Raw genomic sequence first — 15045 nt, forward strand, 5'->3', positions numbered from 1 at the left:
TTTTATTTGTCTTTTCTCTAAAACTGAACCACAAGCATTTGTTTTTTCTCACGAATTTCATACTCCAAAGTCCTGTCAATATCTGCTAAATCATTATCAATCAATATCTCGTGCAAGGCTACACTCTTGCAATTATTTTGAGGTAAATCCTTTAACATCTGCTGCGCTGGGTCATGTAACTTTCTAAAAACCTCATCTGTATTAGGTACGATAAACAATCGTTTTATATCTGATTTGAAAGACACGAAGACATGATGTACATTACTAAAGAGAATTTCTGTAATCTCATTGGCAATAACAAGATGACTATTTTTTAAGAAGACCTTTCCTAAGTCTTTTTCTTGCTGCTTTTGTTCTACTAACTTATCGAGGTACTTATTGGGTGGAATAAACATAAACAATGATGAATTAATTATACATTAGGCATCATGTAAACTTCTTTTTCTATCAAATCCACTACTCTATCTCCTGCTCTTTTTACCTCCTCGCTTAACAGTACTTCTAACTTTGTATTGTCTATAGCTATCAAATATACCTGAATGTCAGAGGGATAGTCTTCGCCTAATATTTTCTTGGCATACGAAAGACCTTGATTCCATTTCAAACTATGCAAGAAAACTAAAGGATTGTCTTCTATTGCATCGTCTATTTCGTTAGCAGGCAGTTTAAACAGCGTGCCAACAGACTCACCGGAGTTAATGACTGAATCTACAATAATAATACGCTCATGCCCTTTCAGTTGGAATAATACCTCAAAGGCAGAAGTACCCATATCAAGCAGTGTAATCGCCTCATTTTTTGTAATTTTCTTTTTTAATTTCTCTATGACATATATCCCAACAGCATCATCGCTGCGAACTGGATTGCCAAAGCCCATGATTGCAGTCTTCATTTGTGGAAGTTAAATCAAATGAAACCTGTCAGTTGTTTGAAGTCTGACAGGTTTGAAAATTGAGAGTCGGTTCTGTCCCAGTGTTACAATTTAAAACTTTTAAGTTTTTCTCCATTCTTACCATTATGAGCGTGAACCGTACATACCAAACAAGAATCAAAAGAGCGAGCCACGATACCTACTTCTACAGGGTCATGTGGGTCTTCGATTTCTATACCTGTCAATGCAGCCTCTATCGGTCCGGGATTGCCCTGCTCGTCATTAGGTCCTACGTTCCAAGTAGTAGGAGCGATGACTTGATAGTTTTTAATTACTCCACCTTCTATTTCAATCCAGTGTGCCAATGCGCCACGTGCTGCTTCAGTTGCGCCAAAACCTTGCCCATCAATTTCTTGTGGTTTGATATAAAACTCTGCATCTAAGTCAATCTGAGTAAGCCACTGATTGATAAACTCATATAGTCTTGGAGCTTCGTGCATACGACCCAATACGCGTGTAAATACGCTCGGTCCTAATTTTTGGATAATATCTCCAAATAGAGGGTCTTGGATTTGGTGCGACTTGTTTGCAGGATTGGCATTCATTACTACGCGTGCTAAGGGTCCTGCTTCTGCGGAGTAGCCCATATAACGAGGTGCTTTTGCCCAACTATATTTGCCGTCAAACTTAGTTTCCATGAGGTTTTGCGAAGGAAGTGGCGTTGGCATAGGCTCGTCCCAAGGGTGGGAAGCAGGCACGTCAGCATACCAAGAGTGCTTTACATGTTCCATGACTTGTTTATGGTCAAATACATGATAGTTTTTACCATCAAAAAAGCCACTGGAAGAGATGAGTGCCTCATTTCTTCCTTCAATAGTAGGACGGTTGTATTTGTCTTTGTGCAAATAAGTCCCATAAGCCAAGAACTTGCCTACCCCTTGCCCAAACTTGTCTAAACCGAATTGTAAACCTGCACGAATAAACAAGCCTAAATCACTATTGCGTTGAGATTCATTTTCTTCTACCCATGCCATCATATCGTCCCATGATTTGATTTGTAAATAGCGTTCTATGGAACAGCCAAGCCATACTTTCTCCAACCAGTCGTTTCTAAATTGATTCATAATGGCATGAGCGCGTGTAATATCCTTCAGCGTAGGTGCGCACATTACTCCTCCGGGTATCATATAGCTGGAATGAGGCCACTGACCGCCAAAGAGAGCATATACCTCTACTGGTCTGCCACTTGCGACTACACCTGTTTGGAAGGAAGTACCTACATAGGCAGAAAAACGTTTGGCAACCTCTTGGTAGAGAGGCTTATTAGCAAATTTTTTATTTGCCATATCCGTAGCAAAAATCGCATAAAACCATCGTGGAATACTTTGTATGGTTTCTGTTGCCTGCCCTATTGCTCTCAGTAAGAGTGCATTAGGAGGCAGTTGTGTTTTCCATGCTGTATCCAATGCAGAAGAAGCACAATATAAATGAGAGCCACCACAAATGCCACAAATGCGTGGGGTAACAATCAAACCTGATTGAGGGTCTTTACCCTGCATGATTTTCTCAAAGCCCCGAAACATCGCTGCCTGAGTATGAGCACGTGTAACTACACCATTTTCTATATATACTTTTACGTCTAAGTCACCTTCTACGCGACCTACAGGCGATATATTGAGTTCCTTAACCATTGCTGCCATAGAGATTAATATTTTTTGTAAATTAATTATTTAGAAGTTTCTTTGAGTGCCTTGTTGGTAGGAAGGATTTTTTCCCAGCCTGCACGAATGTAGTATTTTAGCCTACCCTCACCTGTAGGAACGTCTTGAGGTAGGAAGCCTAAGTATTTCAAGGACTTAAATACACTTCCCTTGACCAAATCATGATGTGGGAAACCTGGCTCGGTACAACCTAAGCAGGGATGATTGACCCTTGTTTTACTGGACTGGCGATTCCAAAGAATGCGATTGCAACTTGCACGTGTCATAGGACCTCTACAACCTACTTCGTAGAACAAGCAGCCACCACGCTTACCAAAGTGTCCATCTATTTTTTGAGCAAAATTATTGACATTAGGGCAGCCAGTTTGTACAAAGTCAGTGAAGAAAGTCTTAGGGCGGTGGTATTCATCTATTAAAACGTCTTTTATTCTGCCTGTAGAGATAGCTACCAAAATTTGGGTAATCCAATCAGGATGGGCAGGACAACCGGGAATATTGATAACAGGCAAACCTCCTTTAGATTTATAGTTTGCTCCTAAGAAACCACCTAATTTTTGCTTATGAAACTGCATACCTGTTGATTCACTTGGGTTGGGTGGCACGGCGGGAATCCCTCCCCAAGTGGCACAGTCCCCTATTGCTACCGTGTAAGCTGCAACTGCCGCCAGTTCTTTTACCCAGTCTTTCATAGGTCGGTCGCAAAAGTAATTCATAGTGCCTGTGTTGTTAGGTCCTTGTACGATAGAACCCTCAAAAACAAAAATATCTAATTGTTTTTTACCTTTAATCAGGTCGTTCATCAGGTCAGTAACCTGTTCTCCAATTTCTAAACCAACTGAAGGATGCCAAAGAATATTTACTCCAAAATCTGTAACTAATTCTATTACAGTAGGCTCTTCAGCATTTAGGAAAGACATGGTATTACCACTACATGCTCCCCCTTGTAACCAGAGGACATTTGCCATATTTACTATGTTTTAGTATTTATTAAGTCAAAAAGACTATGGAATATAATGTACTTCTACTTTCGATGTGGAAAGCAAAATAGATTCAGATAGGATATTGCTATTTAATTAAATAAGTTAAGATGAGCAAATAAACTTGCTAAAAAAAATTAAATATTAGTCAATTTATATTAATTCTAAATAATTGGAAATTAGATAATTAATTTGTCTAAAATTTTGCTCTTTTTATAGATGAAAAGTTCGACAAAATAAATTTAATAAAACAAGTATGATTTCTATGAAGATAAGCTAAAAAATGTGATTTAATAAATATAATAAGCTCACCTGCTCTTAGAAAGATAAAAACTTTCAACTGCTTTATATCTAATCTAATAGGATAACACACGAAAATAGATAAGTAATGCCTCCTCCGCAAAAAATTTACAATAGTATTCCTTTCATTTTTCTTATTTTTTCTGCATCTGCAAAACTGTTGACAAACTCAGGAATCCGCAGCTCACCACCCATAAATACTTGATTTTGCTGGTATTGCATATTGCTGCTTACTTTTTTCCTCGCTGAGGAATGAAATTCGGTGATACCTGTCAAGCGATGAATTTTAGCAATATTGCGCTCTGTTACTCCACCTCCAGCCATGATGATAATACGTTGATTGGCTTTTTTTACCAAATCTGCCAACAAATCAGTTCCCTCAAAGGCAGAACGTTCCTGTCCCGAAGTCAAAATCCGACTTGCTCCTAAGCCAATGATGTCCTCTAAGGCTTGGAAAGGTTCTATAGCCATATCAAAAGCACGATGGAAAGTTACTGGTAGAGGGTGGCAATGTTCCATTATGATAGACATTCGCTCTTGGTCTATGGTGCCGTCAGCTTTCAATATGCCCACTACTATACCGTCTGCTCCTAAGTTTTTAGCCACTTTTATATCCTGTTTGATAATTTCAAACTCCAAGTCAGAATATAAAAAATCGCCACCTCTGGGACGAATCAGTACAAAAAGCCCAATTTGAATATGTTTACGACAAAGGGCAATACTCCCTGCGCTGGGGGTAGTTCCTCCCTCAAAGAGATTATTGCAAAGTTCTACACGGTCTGCTCCCCCTTTTTCTGCTTCTATGGCAGAGTGGACGGAGTCTATACAAATTTCAAGTGTCATGTGTATTTCTTTTTGCGTAGGTTTTCTGAACTACTTCTTTAATGACTTTATCTAATTTTTCTGCACTTTCTTGCAAATATTTAATAATTTGTACATTCTCTTCACTACTTGGGTTTTCTTTATCAAAGAGTTGGACAAGACCTAAGATAGTTGCTAAGGGTGCGCGAACTACATGAGAATTGAGCCAGGCAATCTCGGCGAGTTTTTTTTGATTAATTGATTTTTCCAATTCTCGTTTTTTGCGGGTATATAAAATGCCTATGATTAGCAGAGTAGTAAGCATCACAAAAATGATGCTTACAAAGATTAACTGATTGTTTTTATAAGCTATTTGTAATTCCTTTTGCTTTTGCTGTTGATGCAATTTATCTATCATGCTTTGCTTTTGTTGTATCTCAAAATTCGTTTGTAGTTCTTGTATCATTTTTTCTTTTTCCATACTCAGCAAACTATCAGAGATTTTTCTTGATAGAATGTAAAAATTTAGTGCTTGTTGATAGTCTTTTTTCTGATAAAAAATATCATACAATAAATAGCTGATTTCTTTTACTAACTCAGCCGCACCTATCTCTTGAGCCATTTGTAAGGCTTTTTTTGCCTTTATTTGGCTGTTTGCTAAATTGTTTTTATGATAGTCAAAATGAGCAAAATTGAATAAAGTATGAGCAGTTTTTTCTTTGTTTTTTAATTGTTGGTATAAGTTTAGGGCTTCAAAGTAGTACTTTTCTGCCAAAAAATCCTTATTAGTAGATGAGTAAGTATTGGCTAATGCTAAGTAGTTTTCTGCGATACCTTCTTTCTCCTCTATCTGTTTTGAGATAGCTAAAGCATTTTGGAAATAATACAAAGCACTGTCATACTTTTTTTGCTTGTATGACAGACTACCCAGATTGGTCATTGCCATAGAGATGCCTTGTTTATCATCTATACTTTTAGCCAATGATAAAGACTTTTGGTAATAGTAATAAGCTTGGGCATAGTTTTTACGAATATCATAAATATTCCCAACATTATTAGAGGTATATCTTTGCCCTTCTTTATCATCATTTTGCTCAAATAATTGTAGAGCTTTTAAGTAATAGTACGAAGCTGAGTCATAATTGCCTTGTACTTCATGTATCATTCCAATATTATTTAAGCCAACAGGTACACCTTCTCTATTGTTGAGCTTTGTATCTAATTCTACTGTTTTACGGAAATACTGAAATGCCTTTGCATACATGCCTTGTTCTTTGTAAACTAATCCTAAGTTATTGTAAGCACTTGCAAGTCCCTCTTCGTAATTGATTTTTTGACTAATTTTTAAAGTACTATCTAAGAGGTAGGTAGCTGAGTCATAGTTGCCTCTAAGCCAATGGTTTACCCCTAAATGATTTAGAAAAGTGGCTATACCTTTTTTATAATTTAACTTCTGTGCCAAAAGTAAACCTTGTTTTGCCCAAAATACGGCACTATCAGGTTGGGAAAATCTGTATATCCTTGATAGGGAGGATATATAGTCTATCTTTAAGTGGTTGGTAGGTGTATTTTTTATCAATAAACTTAAACTATCTACTTCTGACTGAGCATAGAGATAGGGAGTAAAAACAAGAATAAGTGAAGTTACAAAGAGAAGTTTACTGAACATACTTTAAAAGCGATAATCACAACAAATATACGCTTCACAACGATTATTTTAGATTAATTTTGGAAAACTCAGATAAATCGGATAACTTTCCAAGTAATATTGAGATTAAGTTTTTATCATTTTAGTTTTTTCCAAAAAAATTAATACAAGCCTTACAAACAACAATGAATCTTTCTTTACTAAACAAACAAGCAGTAGTGGCAGGAAGTACTCAAGGCATAGGCAAAGCAATCGCCGTTGAGTTAGCCAACTTAGGGGCAAGCGTTACCCTTTTAGCACGTAACGAGGAAGCCTTAAAAAAAGTATTAGCCGAGTTAAATATTTCTCAAAATCAAAAACATGACTATCTTGTCGCTGACTTTGCCAACTCAGAAGACTTAAAAACCAAAATCTATCAGTATGCTTCTCAAAAGGAGGCAGTACATATCCTTATCAATAATACAGGCGGACCTCCTGCGGGTAATATTTTTGAGGCAGATGTGCAGCAATTCCTCAATGGATTCTCTGCTCACATTATTTGTAATCAGCATCTTAGCCAAGCTCTTGTTCCTTTGATGAAAAAAGAGGGTTATGGGAGAATTATCAACATTATCTCTACTTCCGTCAAAGTACCCATAGCAGGTCTGGGAGTTTCTAATACGATTAGAGGGGCAGTTGCCAACTGGGCAAAGACCTTAGCTACTGAGCTTGCTCCTTTCGGGATAACAGTAAATAATATTTTACCGGGCTATACCAAAACAGCACGTTTGGACTCCTTAATGGCTACGCGTGCCAAAGGAGCGGGTATTTCTGCTGAGGAATACAGTGAAAAACTCAAGGCTACTATTCCTGTACGCAGGTTTGGAGAAGCAGAGGAGATAGCTTATGCTGCTGCTTTTTTAGCTTCGCCGTCGGCTGCCTTTATTACAGGTATCAACTTGCCTGTAGATGGTGGTAATACTCCGTGTTTGTAAAACGAACAGCCAGCTCTATGTAAATTTCTCATAGAGTTGGCTGTTATAATTTTTTATTAGCTACTGTGCTAAGTTAAATCTCACCCTAAGTCCAAAATTGGTGTTGGTACGCTTAAATGAATTAGAAATATAAGGCTGATTGATAGAGCGGTCAAAGTAAAACTGTACATTGACTCGTTGATTGACCGCGTATTGGATAGTAGGACTAATCTGAATGTTCAGATTTCCTGCGGTTACAGTAGTTACTTGCTCTTCGTCATCATTCAAGCGTCTTTGCAAAGTGCGAGTATCGCGTGCGGTCAGTGCTAAGCGAAAGGTCAAGTCATTTTTAAGTACTTTATAGCCTCCGTCAATCTTAAAAGGAATCTTCAGTCCTGCTTTAGTATAGCTTACATCTACGGAAATATCGGTATTTTTCAACTCTGTAACCTGAACGTTAGTAAGATTAAGAGCAATACTTCTTTGCTTGCGATATTGGATATTAAAAGTCATATTGCTAACAGTACGCAAATTGACTCCGAGTAATGGATTAAAGTTCTCTGTAATATTGACTTGATTCATCACCAACACAGGTACAAGGTCGCCTGTAAGCGGGTCAAATGCCGCCAAAGGAATATCCTGTTCTCTAATATTTAAGTCCACATAAGTAGGTCCGTAAAACAATGATGAGGTATAACCGCCTACGTTGTAGTCAGAAGTATAGGAATGGGTAATTTGTACACTTCGGAACATTCTTTTGAACATATCTAAGTTGGATAGTCCAGAGTAAGTAATTCTCCAATTAGGCATAGGAATTTGAGGGAATGCAGACAGAGATTGCCCAGAGGCATCTTTCCCTGAATAGGCTGCTAAGAAGGCAGGAATAAGGACATCTTGGGAGTTGAGGCGATACTCCGTAGGCTCGGGATTTGCTGCATCTAAGCGTGCTTTGATAGTATTTCTATAAGCAATCATGTTGTCAAACAAAGGAGAATTAAAAGCGGCATCATCTCTGGCAAAAGTTGTCCTCAATGAGAAAAAGGAAATGCTATACTGCCCACTGCGAGTAGTAGTTTCAGAGCGGTGTTGCTCCAAAGAAGTATTAAATCTAAATACCTCTGAATAGTTAGCACTTCTGATTTTCTTTGCATCTAATTGCATATCAAAGTCTTTGAAAGGCTCTACGGTTACTCTCAACCCTAAATTAGTAGTATTACCCTGAGCAAAGGAGTTGTTTTGCAGTGGACTGCGAGAAAGCCAACCGTTTTGCGAAGCCATATTTTTAATATTAGAGTTTTGACTTCCCAAAATAAAGCCTACTCCTGGTGCCCCGTTGTTTTGGTCTATTCCAAAATAACTTGGAACGCTTAGCACTCCTGGGAAAACAGTGGAGTTGTTAGCGGAATAAGTAAAATTTACTTTTTGTACTGACATCAGTAAGCGAGTAATCACCTGAACAGGTTTAGCGGGTGGCTTACGAGGCAGTTTGTCTTTTTGCTGTTTCTCCTCTATTTCCTTGATTTTGTCTGCAAACTTTTTTAGTTTTTTTTCTATTTTCTCCAAACGCTTTCTGTACTTGAGCGTATCGCTTGCACTTAGCTTTTCTGCTTTAATAGTATCTACTCGCACGGGCAGCAAGCTCTTTTTCCAGTTGCTTACTTTTTCCTTGTACTTGCTTATTCTTTTAGCAAATTTAGCTGTATCGTATCGCAAGTCTTGGATTTTTAGTTCGTACTTGTCTATTTTCCTGATGAGTCGGCGAACCTTTGCTTTGGTTGTGTCAGGAAGGTTTAAGTTTTTACTTTCTAAAACAATAGGCTTCCCTGACAAGCGAGCTTCTATACCTGCTTTCCTTTTCTCGTATCGTTTAATTCTTGCTTGTAGTCGCCGCTTTTTCTCTTCGCCTCTTGGAGGTAACTGTACAGTTTTATTTGGATTATTGACCTGCTGAAGAAAACGACTTTTATCATATAACTTTCTCAGGTTCAACTGTCCTTGCAAATTGACGTTATTATTATTTTGCATATTATTCCCCAGAGTATCGGCTATGCCTACTGCGCCTGCCGTCCAAGTATAGCCTGCCTGATAGCGAACATCTGCATCTAACCAATCAGTAATGGGAAATTTGTCAAAAGGTAATTTATAAGTCGCCCCAATGGTCTGCTGGTAGTTTTTCATACGACCTAAACGCAAAACATTGCGAATGACCGAATCTCGCTTAGTAACTTCACGGTTAGGGTCCACCAAGTCGCGATTGATTTCGCCCAGCGGCTCGTCTATCATCGCAAAAACTTGAGATTGGTAATCTACATTTAAGTTGCGAGAAATCCCCCAACGCATTTGGTAAAATCTATTGAAAGTAAAGGCTTTTTCATACAAAGGCAAAATGCCCAAGGTAGTCAGGTCAGCATTGCGAAGCTGGGTTTTTACAAAACGTCTATCTACATCAGCTCTGATATTGATGTTGTTGGGTAAAGGGTTAAGGTTAAAGTCTTTGATAAATTTTAAATACTTGGAATCTAATTCTGTACTTTTCTTGAAAGGCTCCCAAGCAGGACGCGTACTGGTATAAGCATACCCAATACCTACTCGGGTAAAACGCTCATTGTATTCGTCTATTCGTATATTCCTGTTTCTCAAATCATTGTAGGAATAGTTTAGTACAAAATTCGACAAACTCCAAAGTTGGGGCTTGGCACCGGGTTTGGGGTTTGTATATTTGACATTGGTAAAGTTGATACTGCGGCGTATGCCTTCCTCTCTGACCAAACGCAAAAACGCATCGCTATCGGTATTAGGTCGAGTTTCTAACGCCAAGTCCAAAGGCATATCTGGGTCTAATGGATTGAAATAAGGTGTAGATAAGCGTCTTTCATAGCTGACAAACATAGGCAGACTGATGCCCAATTTGCCAAGTAAAAATTTGTCTAACTTGACATTGGCAGAAATATCATACTCTAAGTTGTGGTCGCGGGTACGAGCAGAGATTTTGTCTTGGATTCCCCCAAAAAACGGCGAGCTATACCTAACAGAAGCATTGACCAAAGCTAAGTCTGCTAATTGGGTATTTAAGCGAGCTGTTGCCGCCCAGCCTGCACGATTGTTAAAACCAGCTACTCGGAGTTCATTGACCCAAATACATACTTGCTTAGGAGCTTCATCTGCACTTTCTGGATTACGCAAGCCAATCATTAGGGTTTGTACTGAACTAATATCGGGATTACCCACTACCGTCAGTTTAAATCTATCTACCGTTTCGCTATAAGGGATTCTCAATGAAAGGTTTTGGCGATTGCGATTGGCTTTGAGGTTTATCAAATCTTGGATAGCTACATCTATTTCGTTTTCTATTGCCCAAATCAGTCGCGGGTCTTGTGTTCCTTTGGGGGTCATGACCAGAGGCACTTCAATTTCATAGAAATTTTCTTTAAAATCTGTTCCCAGACGCAAGAAAGCAGTCATTTCCCCGTCTTTGGTGGTTTCACTTTCCGCATGGATAAACATTTTTACGCGGTCATAGTTCACCATATCTAAGATGATGTTTTTATATACTGCTCTGCTATCCCTATCTCCTAAATTATCTACACAAAGCCTCAAAGACTGTTCGTTTCTGCGGGCATTGGTGTTAGAGGCAAAATCCAAATCTCTAATAAAACCCGGAGGCAGTACATAGGGAGTATTTACTCCGTCAAACGCTCCATTTTCTTCTGCATTTACTGAGGAAACTGTAAACTGAGCATTATAAGGCTCTTTGGGCAGGGTAAAACCGGGCTGAGTCAAATCCTCTAAGAATGGTCGCCATTGTGTGCCTACAAACTGAAACTGAGCCAGACGTAAGACCACAGGTTGTTGCCAATCTGTAAGATAAGTACGAATAAAACGGATAGATTTAAAGTTCTCAATATTGCCAAACTTACTATCAAACTTTCGGATAGGTATGCGAAACTGATACCAAGTAACCTGCTCGCCTCCTGCATTGGCAATGACCTTAGAAACCACATAGGGATTGTTTGCTAAATTATTGGGGCGTAAATCTACTTGGTACTCAAAGTAGGTTTCTAAGTCATTGAGGGTATTATCTCTGTTCAAATCTTCATTGTCAGGGAAAGTAGAAGAAGAGGCTGTACCTGCATTGGCAGGAGAGTTGCCGTCTTGCCCATTAAAAAAGCGATAGCGGTCAAATACAGAAAATTCTCCACCACCAAAGGTTTCATCTAAATAATACCTAAAATTATCTCCAGAGGGGTCTTGCTCAAATTGGTTATAGACGTTGGGGGCTAATACTCCTCTGATTCTGTCTAAATATCTTCTGAAAAAAGTTCGCTCCTCCTCATCGGTTAGCCCATCCATACCTACATCTTGGCGTTCTCTGGCTCCATTTTCTGCGGAAAAGGCATTGGTCAGGTAAGGCTGTCGGGTAACTTTTCCCCAAGGAGTGATAGAAAAATCTCTTTGATTGTCATTAGAAGGAAGCCCATTTTCAAAGCCATGACGTGAATCTGGAATATAATCTTCTGAAATACTACCAATGTTAAAAACGAGTTTACCACCTGTATTGTTGTTGGTTCTAACGACCTGACCATTGATATTTCTTGAGATTTGCCCCGTTGTCCCTTGAATAAAAGGGTCTAAAAGCCAAAACTCTATGTACTGAACGTTAATATTGTCAAAATCAATATCATGAGTAATTGCTTTGGTAATAGAAGCGAAGTTGCCTCTTGGGTTTTTCAAAGTCCCGTTGTTATTCAAGTCTGGATTGTAGTTATACATACCACGCTCGTCGGGATAGTAGGCTAAATCTAAGGTAAACTCAGGCTGATTGATAATTTGAGGGTCTCTCCCTTTGAAAATTTCGTTGAAAAGGATTGCTCTCGTATAGTGATTGAAGGGTGCGCTGACCACAGGTCTTTGTCCTAAACCTCCCGTACCTGCCCCTTGCGTAGCGAAAGCAGTGATGTCTATGCCGTACCAAGCCAATTTTGCCCTTTTGTAGGCATAAGCTAAAGTATCAGTTTTATTGGTTGGTAAAAACTGAAAAGGGGTAGTTCCCAAAGACCAAGTTTGTGCTTGACGAGTCAAATCATAGGGAATTTCTGCCGCCTCAAAGTCATCTATATAAGAAGTACCTCCATCTTTGCCAATGAGCTGATTAGCTCCCGGTATAATGGTAGCAAACTCTCCCGCAAAGGTAAAATTAGAAGGTTCTTTGGTACTTATAAATGGCAGTTTATCAATAAGTTTAGTCAAAATAGGCGCATCTTTCCTGATATTGACCCCTAAGCCAAACATCGTATTGCGTGTGGGTTCTGTACCTATGCTAACCCTTGTGATGTTCGGTCTTTCGTTCAGGTGCATGAGCGTGCCTGTGAAGCGAATATCTTTGCTAAATCTGTATTCTATATCAGTGCCAAAAAGGTTACGTGTTTGGAAATTGAACAAGTCAGAGCGTTCATATTGGATGATAATTTCTTTTCCTGAACGTAAAACTCCCTCATTGGTAATTCTTACTCGCCCAAACTGATAATCCACAGAGAAATCGCGTCCCTCTTGCAAAACTGTTCCACCTGCTCTGACGCTTACAGAGTTAGGAGAAATATTAATCCCCGGCAGTTGGATTTCTGTACCTAAGGCAGATTGAAAACTTCCTTTTAAGAAAAACTTACTTTTACTCGTCAAAAGAATCGCGTCTGCTTTCGTTCCTCTATACAACTCATTAAAAACGTATTTGTTAATGAGTTGTCTTTCCAATTCAGGGATAAATTTGCTTTCCAATTTACTCCCAAAAGGTTCAAGGACAGGAAAGATAATTTTCCCTAAGCGTGCATCTATAGTAACTCCTTCAATATAATCAAAATTGCCGTCAGGCTGCGGGTCGTTGTTCTGATTGAGCTTGTCCATATTCAGCACTTGCACCAAAGGAATGTCTTTGAAATTTACTCCCTCTTGTAGATTAGGGTTGTCAATGCCTGTGATGTCATCTCTGTAAATAATTCTCAACTGAAAGTTCTGACGGTCTAACTGATTGGTTTGCAAGCCGTAGATATTTTTCATCATCAAATCCCACATTGGCAAGTCTGTACGAATCGTAGAAGGTCGTAACATTTTCATAATGATGACATTATTGGCAGGTTGGTTTTGATAACTTTCGGTGAGTTCGCCTACTTTGTACCTTTGACCATTGTAAGTATATTCATAAGAAACAGCTAAAATCTCATCGTTTCGTAAAGGCGTTACCAAAGAGATGTAGCCTAAATTGGCATTAAAGGTGTATTCTCTTTCGTCTAATTTCCTTGCACCTCTAAGTAGCTCATAATCTGTCCCTTTCACCAGCCTATATTGGTCTTCTAATATCCTACTTACTTGGTCGACATCTCTAATAGCTTGATTTTGAGTAACTGTTTGAAAGAGCTGGTTAGCATCATTGTTAGAAGGGGAAGCAGGATTAAACTGACCAATAGCAGGGTTATCTTTTCTGAAAGGATTGCCTTCTCCCATGTCCATAAAAGCTACTACATTGCGAAGAGTTTGCGTATTGTTATTTCTATTGGTTACATATACTTCCAAGCGAGTAACTACCACCCCAGAAGTTACTACGGGGATAGTGCGCAAAGAAGGCTCATAATTACCTCTAAAAAAATGCCCTAAGAAAAAATGTCTATTATCTTCATATTGGTCAGCACGAATCTCGAACTGCCGAGCCTGCGCTCCGCCTCTTACTCTGAGGGTCTCGGCTGTTCCTCTTTGATTAGAAACAATCGTACTTACCCAAAGTTTTCCAAAACGCAAGCGCGTTTTTACCCCCAATAGATTACGTCCTCCTGTAATCAAACTGTTACTTGTGGGCATACTTACGTTCCCAATTTGTACCTCCTGAACGATGTCCTCCTCAGAAGAAGAATATCCTATTTTAAAATTGTTTTCGTATTGGAAAGTACTTTTGGTATCCCAGTTTACATTGAGATTGAGTTTCTCACCTATTTTTCCTATAAGATTCATCTGGATTTGTTGGTCAAAAAATAAACCTCCGTTGCGTTGTTGGCGAATAGGAATCTGCGGATTGTCAATGCGTTGCCACCTTCCGCCAAAGTCGAGCATGACAGAGCCATTGGGCTGTAGGTCTAAATTACTTCCCCCGAAAAGTCGGTCAAAAGTTTTTCCAAGAGGAATAAGAGGAATTGCTCTATTCCCTCCACCAGAAGTAACTGTTCCTGCTCCGCCTTGCGATTCAGTCAGTTTTTTCCAATATTGACGATTGAGTTCCTCTGACCTGATTTTCAAGTAAGTATCAAAAGGAATATTAGAGGCGGGTCTAAATTCATTATCTCCAATTTTTTCATATACAGTGTAAAACTTGCCACTACTGTCCAGCTCTATGCGGGTATTAAAACCACTTGGGTTTCTCATGAGTAGGGGCGAGGTACGCTGACGAAAAGGAGAGAAAAAGCCACCATACTGCGAGCCATACCTATCTCTAAAAAATAAAGAGCGTTTAGTGGTGTCTTCTAATGGCAAGTTTAGTAGATTGGAAGTCAATAAACTGAAACTATGTTTGGTAAGGTTATGATAATCTACACCTGCTGACTTTTGTTTTTTTTCTTCTTTTTTTGATTCCGCTAATAGACTCCCGTTCAATAAAATAAATTGGGCGAAAACCAAAGCAAAAGTGGAAAGAATATTATTTTTTACAAACATACTATTTTGGGAATTCTTCTAAATAGAACACTAAATTTGGTGTATCATTATCTCATAGGCGTAGTAGTTTTGAGGTTTTGAT

The 15045-nt window shown here is 38.9% G+C and carries 8 protein-coding genes; 1 reads left to right on the forward strand and 7 read right to left on the reverse strand.

Features of this window, described 5'->3' with window-relative positions; translation table 11 throughout:
* Window positions 1-17 precede the first annotated feature (17 nt).
* From BM141_RS01530 to BM141_RS01555, 6 genes are all read right to left on the reverse strand, one after another.
* Window positions 18-395 (reverse strand): hypothetical protein, encoded by a 378-nt coding sequence (locus tag BM141_RS01530; protein ID WP_091538822.1) that lies wholly within the window; start codon window positions 393-395, stop codon window positions 18-20.
* A 17-nt stretch (window positions 396-412) separates the two neighbouring features.
* Window positions 413-892: a hydrogenase maturation protease gene (locus BM141_RS01535; protein ID WP_091538826.1), complete on the reverse strand. Its 480-nt coding sequence runs from the start codon at window positions 890-892 to the stop codon at window positions 413-415.
* Between the two features lie 83 nt (window positions 893-975).
* Window positions 976-2571 carry a nickel-dependent hydrogenase large subunit gene (locus BM141_RS01540; protein ID WP_177217230.1) on the reverse strand — a complete coding sequence of 532 codons (1596 nt, stop codon included), beginning with the start codon at window positions 2569-2571 and terminating at the stop codon, window positions 976-978.
* Between the two features lie 26 nt (window positions 2572-2597).
* Window positions 2598-3557, reverse strand: a complete 960-nt coding sequence (locus tag BM141_RS01545; RefSeq protein WP_091538830.1) for an NADH-quinone oxidoreductase subunit B family protein — start codon at window positions 3555-3557, stop codon at window positions 2598-2600.
* A 420-nt stretch (window positions 3558-3977) separates the two neighbouring features.
* Complete coding sequence (locus BM141_RS01550) at window positions 3978-4712, reverse strand: copper homeostasis protein CutC (RefSeq protein WP_091538833.1); 735 nt, start codon at window positions 4710-4712, stop codon at window positions 3978-3980.
* Entirely contained in the window at window positions 4702-6339 is a 1638-nt protein-coding gene (locus tag BM141_RS01555; RefSeq protein ID WP_091538836.1) for a tetratricopeptide repeat protein, read from the reverse strand. Before BM141_RS01555 ends, BM141_RS01550 begins: the two co-directional genes overlap by 11 nt.
* 164 nt (window positions 6340-6503) lie before the next feature.
* Here BM141_RS01555 and BM141_RS01560 point away from each other — a divergent pair, with 164 nt between their 5' ends.
* Window positions 6504-7292, forward strand: a complete 789-nt coding sequence (locus BM141_RS01560) for an SDR family oxidoreductase (protein ID WP_091538838.1) — start codon at window positions 6504-6506, stop codon at window positions 7290-7292.
* 60 nt (window positions 7293-7352) lie between these two features.
* Here BM141_RS01560 and sov read toward each other — a convergent pair whose 3' ends face one another.
* Complete coding sequence (gene sov / locus BM141_RS01565; protein WP_091538842.1) at window positions 7353-14963, reverse strand: T9SS outer membrane translocon Sov/SprA; 7611 nt, start codon at window positions 14961-14963, stop codon at window positions 7353-7355.
* Window positions 14964-15045 lie beyond the last annotated feature (82 nt).

Source organism: Thermoflexibacter ruber (assembly GCF_900113045.1).
Classification (GTDB): Bacteria; Bacteroidota; Bacteroidia; order Cytophagales; family Thermoflexibacteraceae; genus Thermoflexibacter; species Thermoflexibacter ruber.

Bases quoted from the DNA above. Each gene is read 5' to 3' on its own strand.
- BM141_RS01530 (WP_091538822.1), bottom strand. From the start codon at position 395: ATGTTTATTCCACCCAATAAGTACCTCGATAAGTTAGTAGAACAAAAG.
- BM141_RS01545 (WP_091538830.1), bottom strand. From the start codon at position 3,557: ATGGCAAATGTCCTCTGGTTACAAGGGGGAGCATGTAGTGGTAATACC.
- BM141_RS01560 (WP_091538838.1), top strand. From the start codon at position 6,504: ATGAATCTTTCTTTACTAAACAAACAAGCAGTAGTGGCAGGAAGTACT.
- BM141_RS01540 (WP_177217230.1), bottom strand. From the start codon at position 2,571: ATGGCAGCAATGGTTAAGGAACTCAATATATCGCCTGTAGGTCGCGTA.
- sov (WP_091538842.1), bottom strand. From the start codon at position 14,963: ATGTTTGTAAAAAATAATATTCTTTCCACTTTTGCTTTGGTTTTCGCC.
- BM141_RS01535 (WP_091538826.1), bottom strand. From the start codon at position 892: ATGAAGACTGCAATCATGGGCTTTGGCAATCCAGTTCGCAGCGATGAT.
- BM141_RS01550 (WP_091538833.1), bottom strand. From the start codon at position 4,712: ATGACACTTGAAATTTGTATAGACTCCGTCCACTCTGCCATAGAAGCA.
- BM141_RS01555 (WP_091538836.1), bottom strand. From the start codon at position 6,339: ATGTTCAGTAAACTTCTCTTTGTAACTTCACTTATTCTTGTTTTTACT.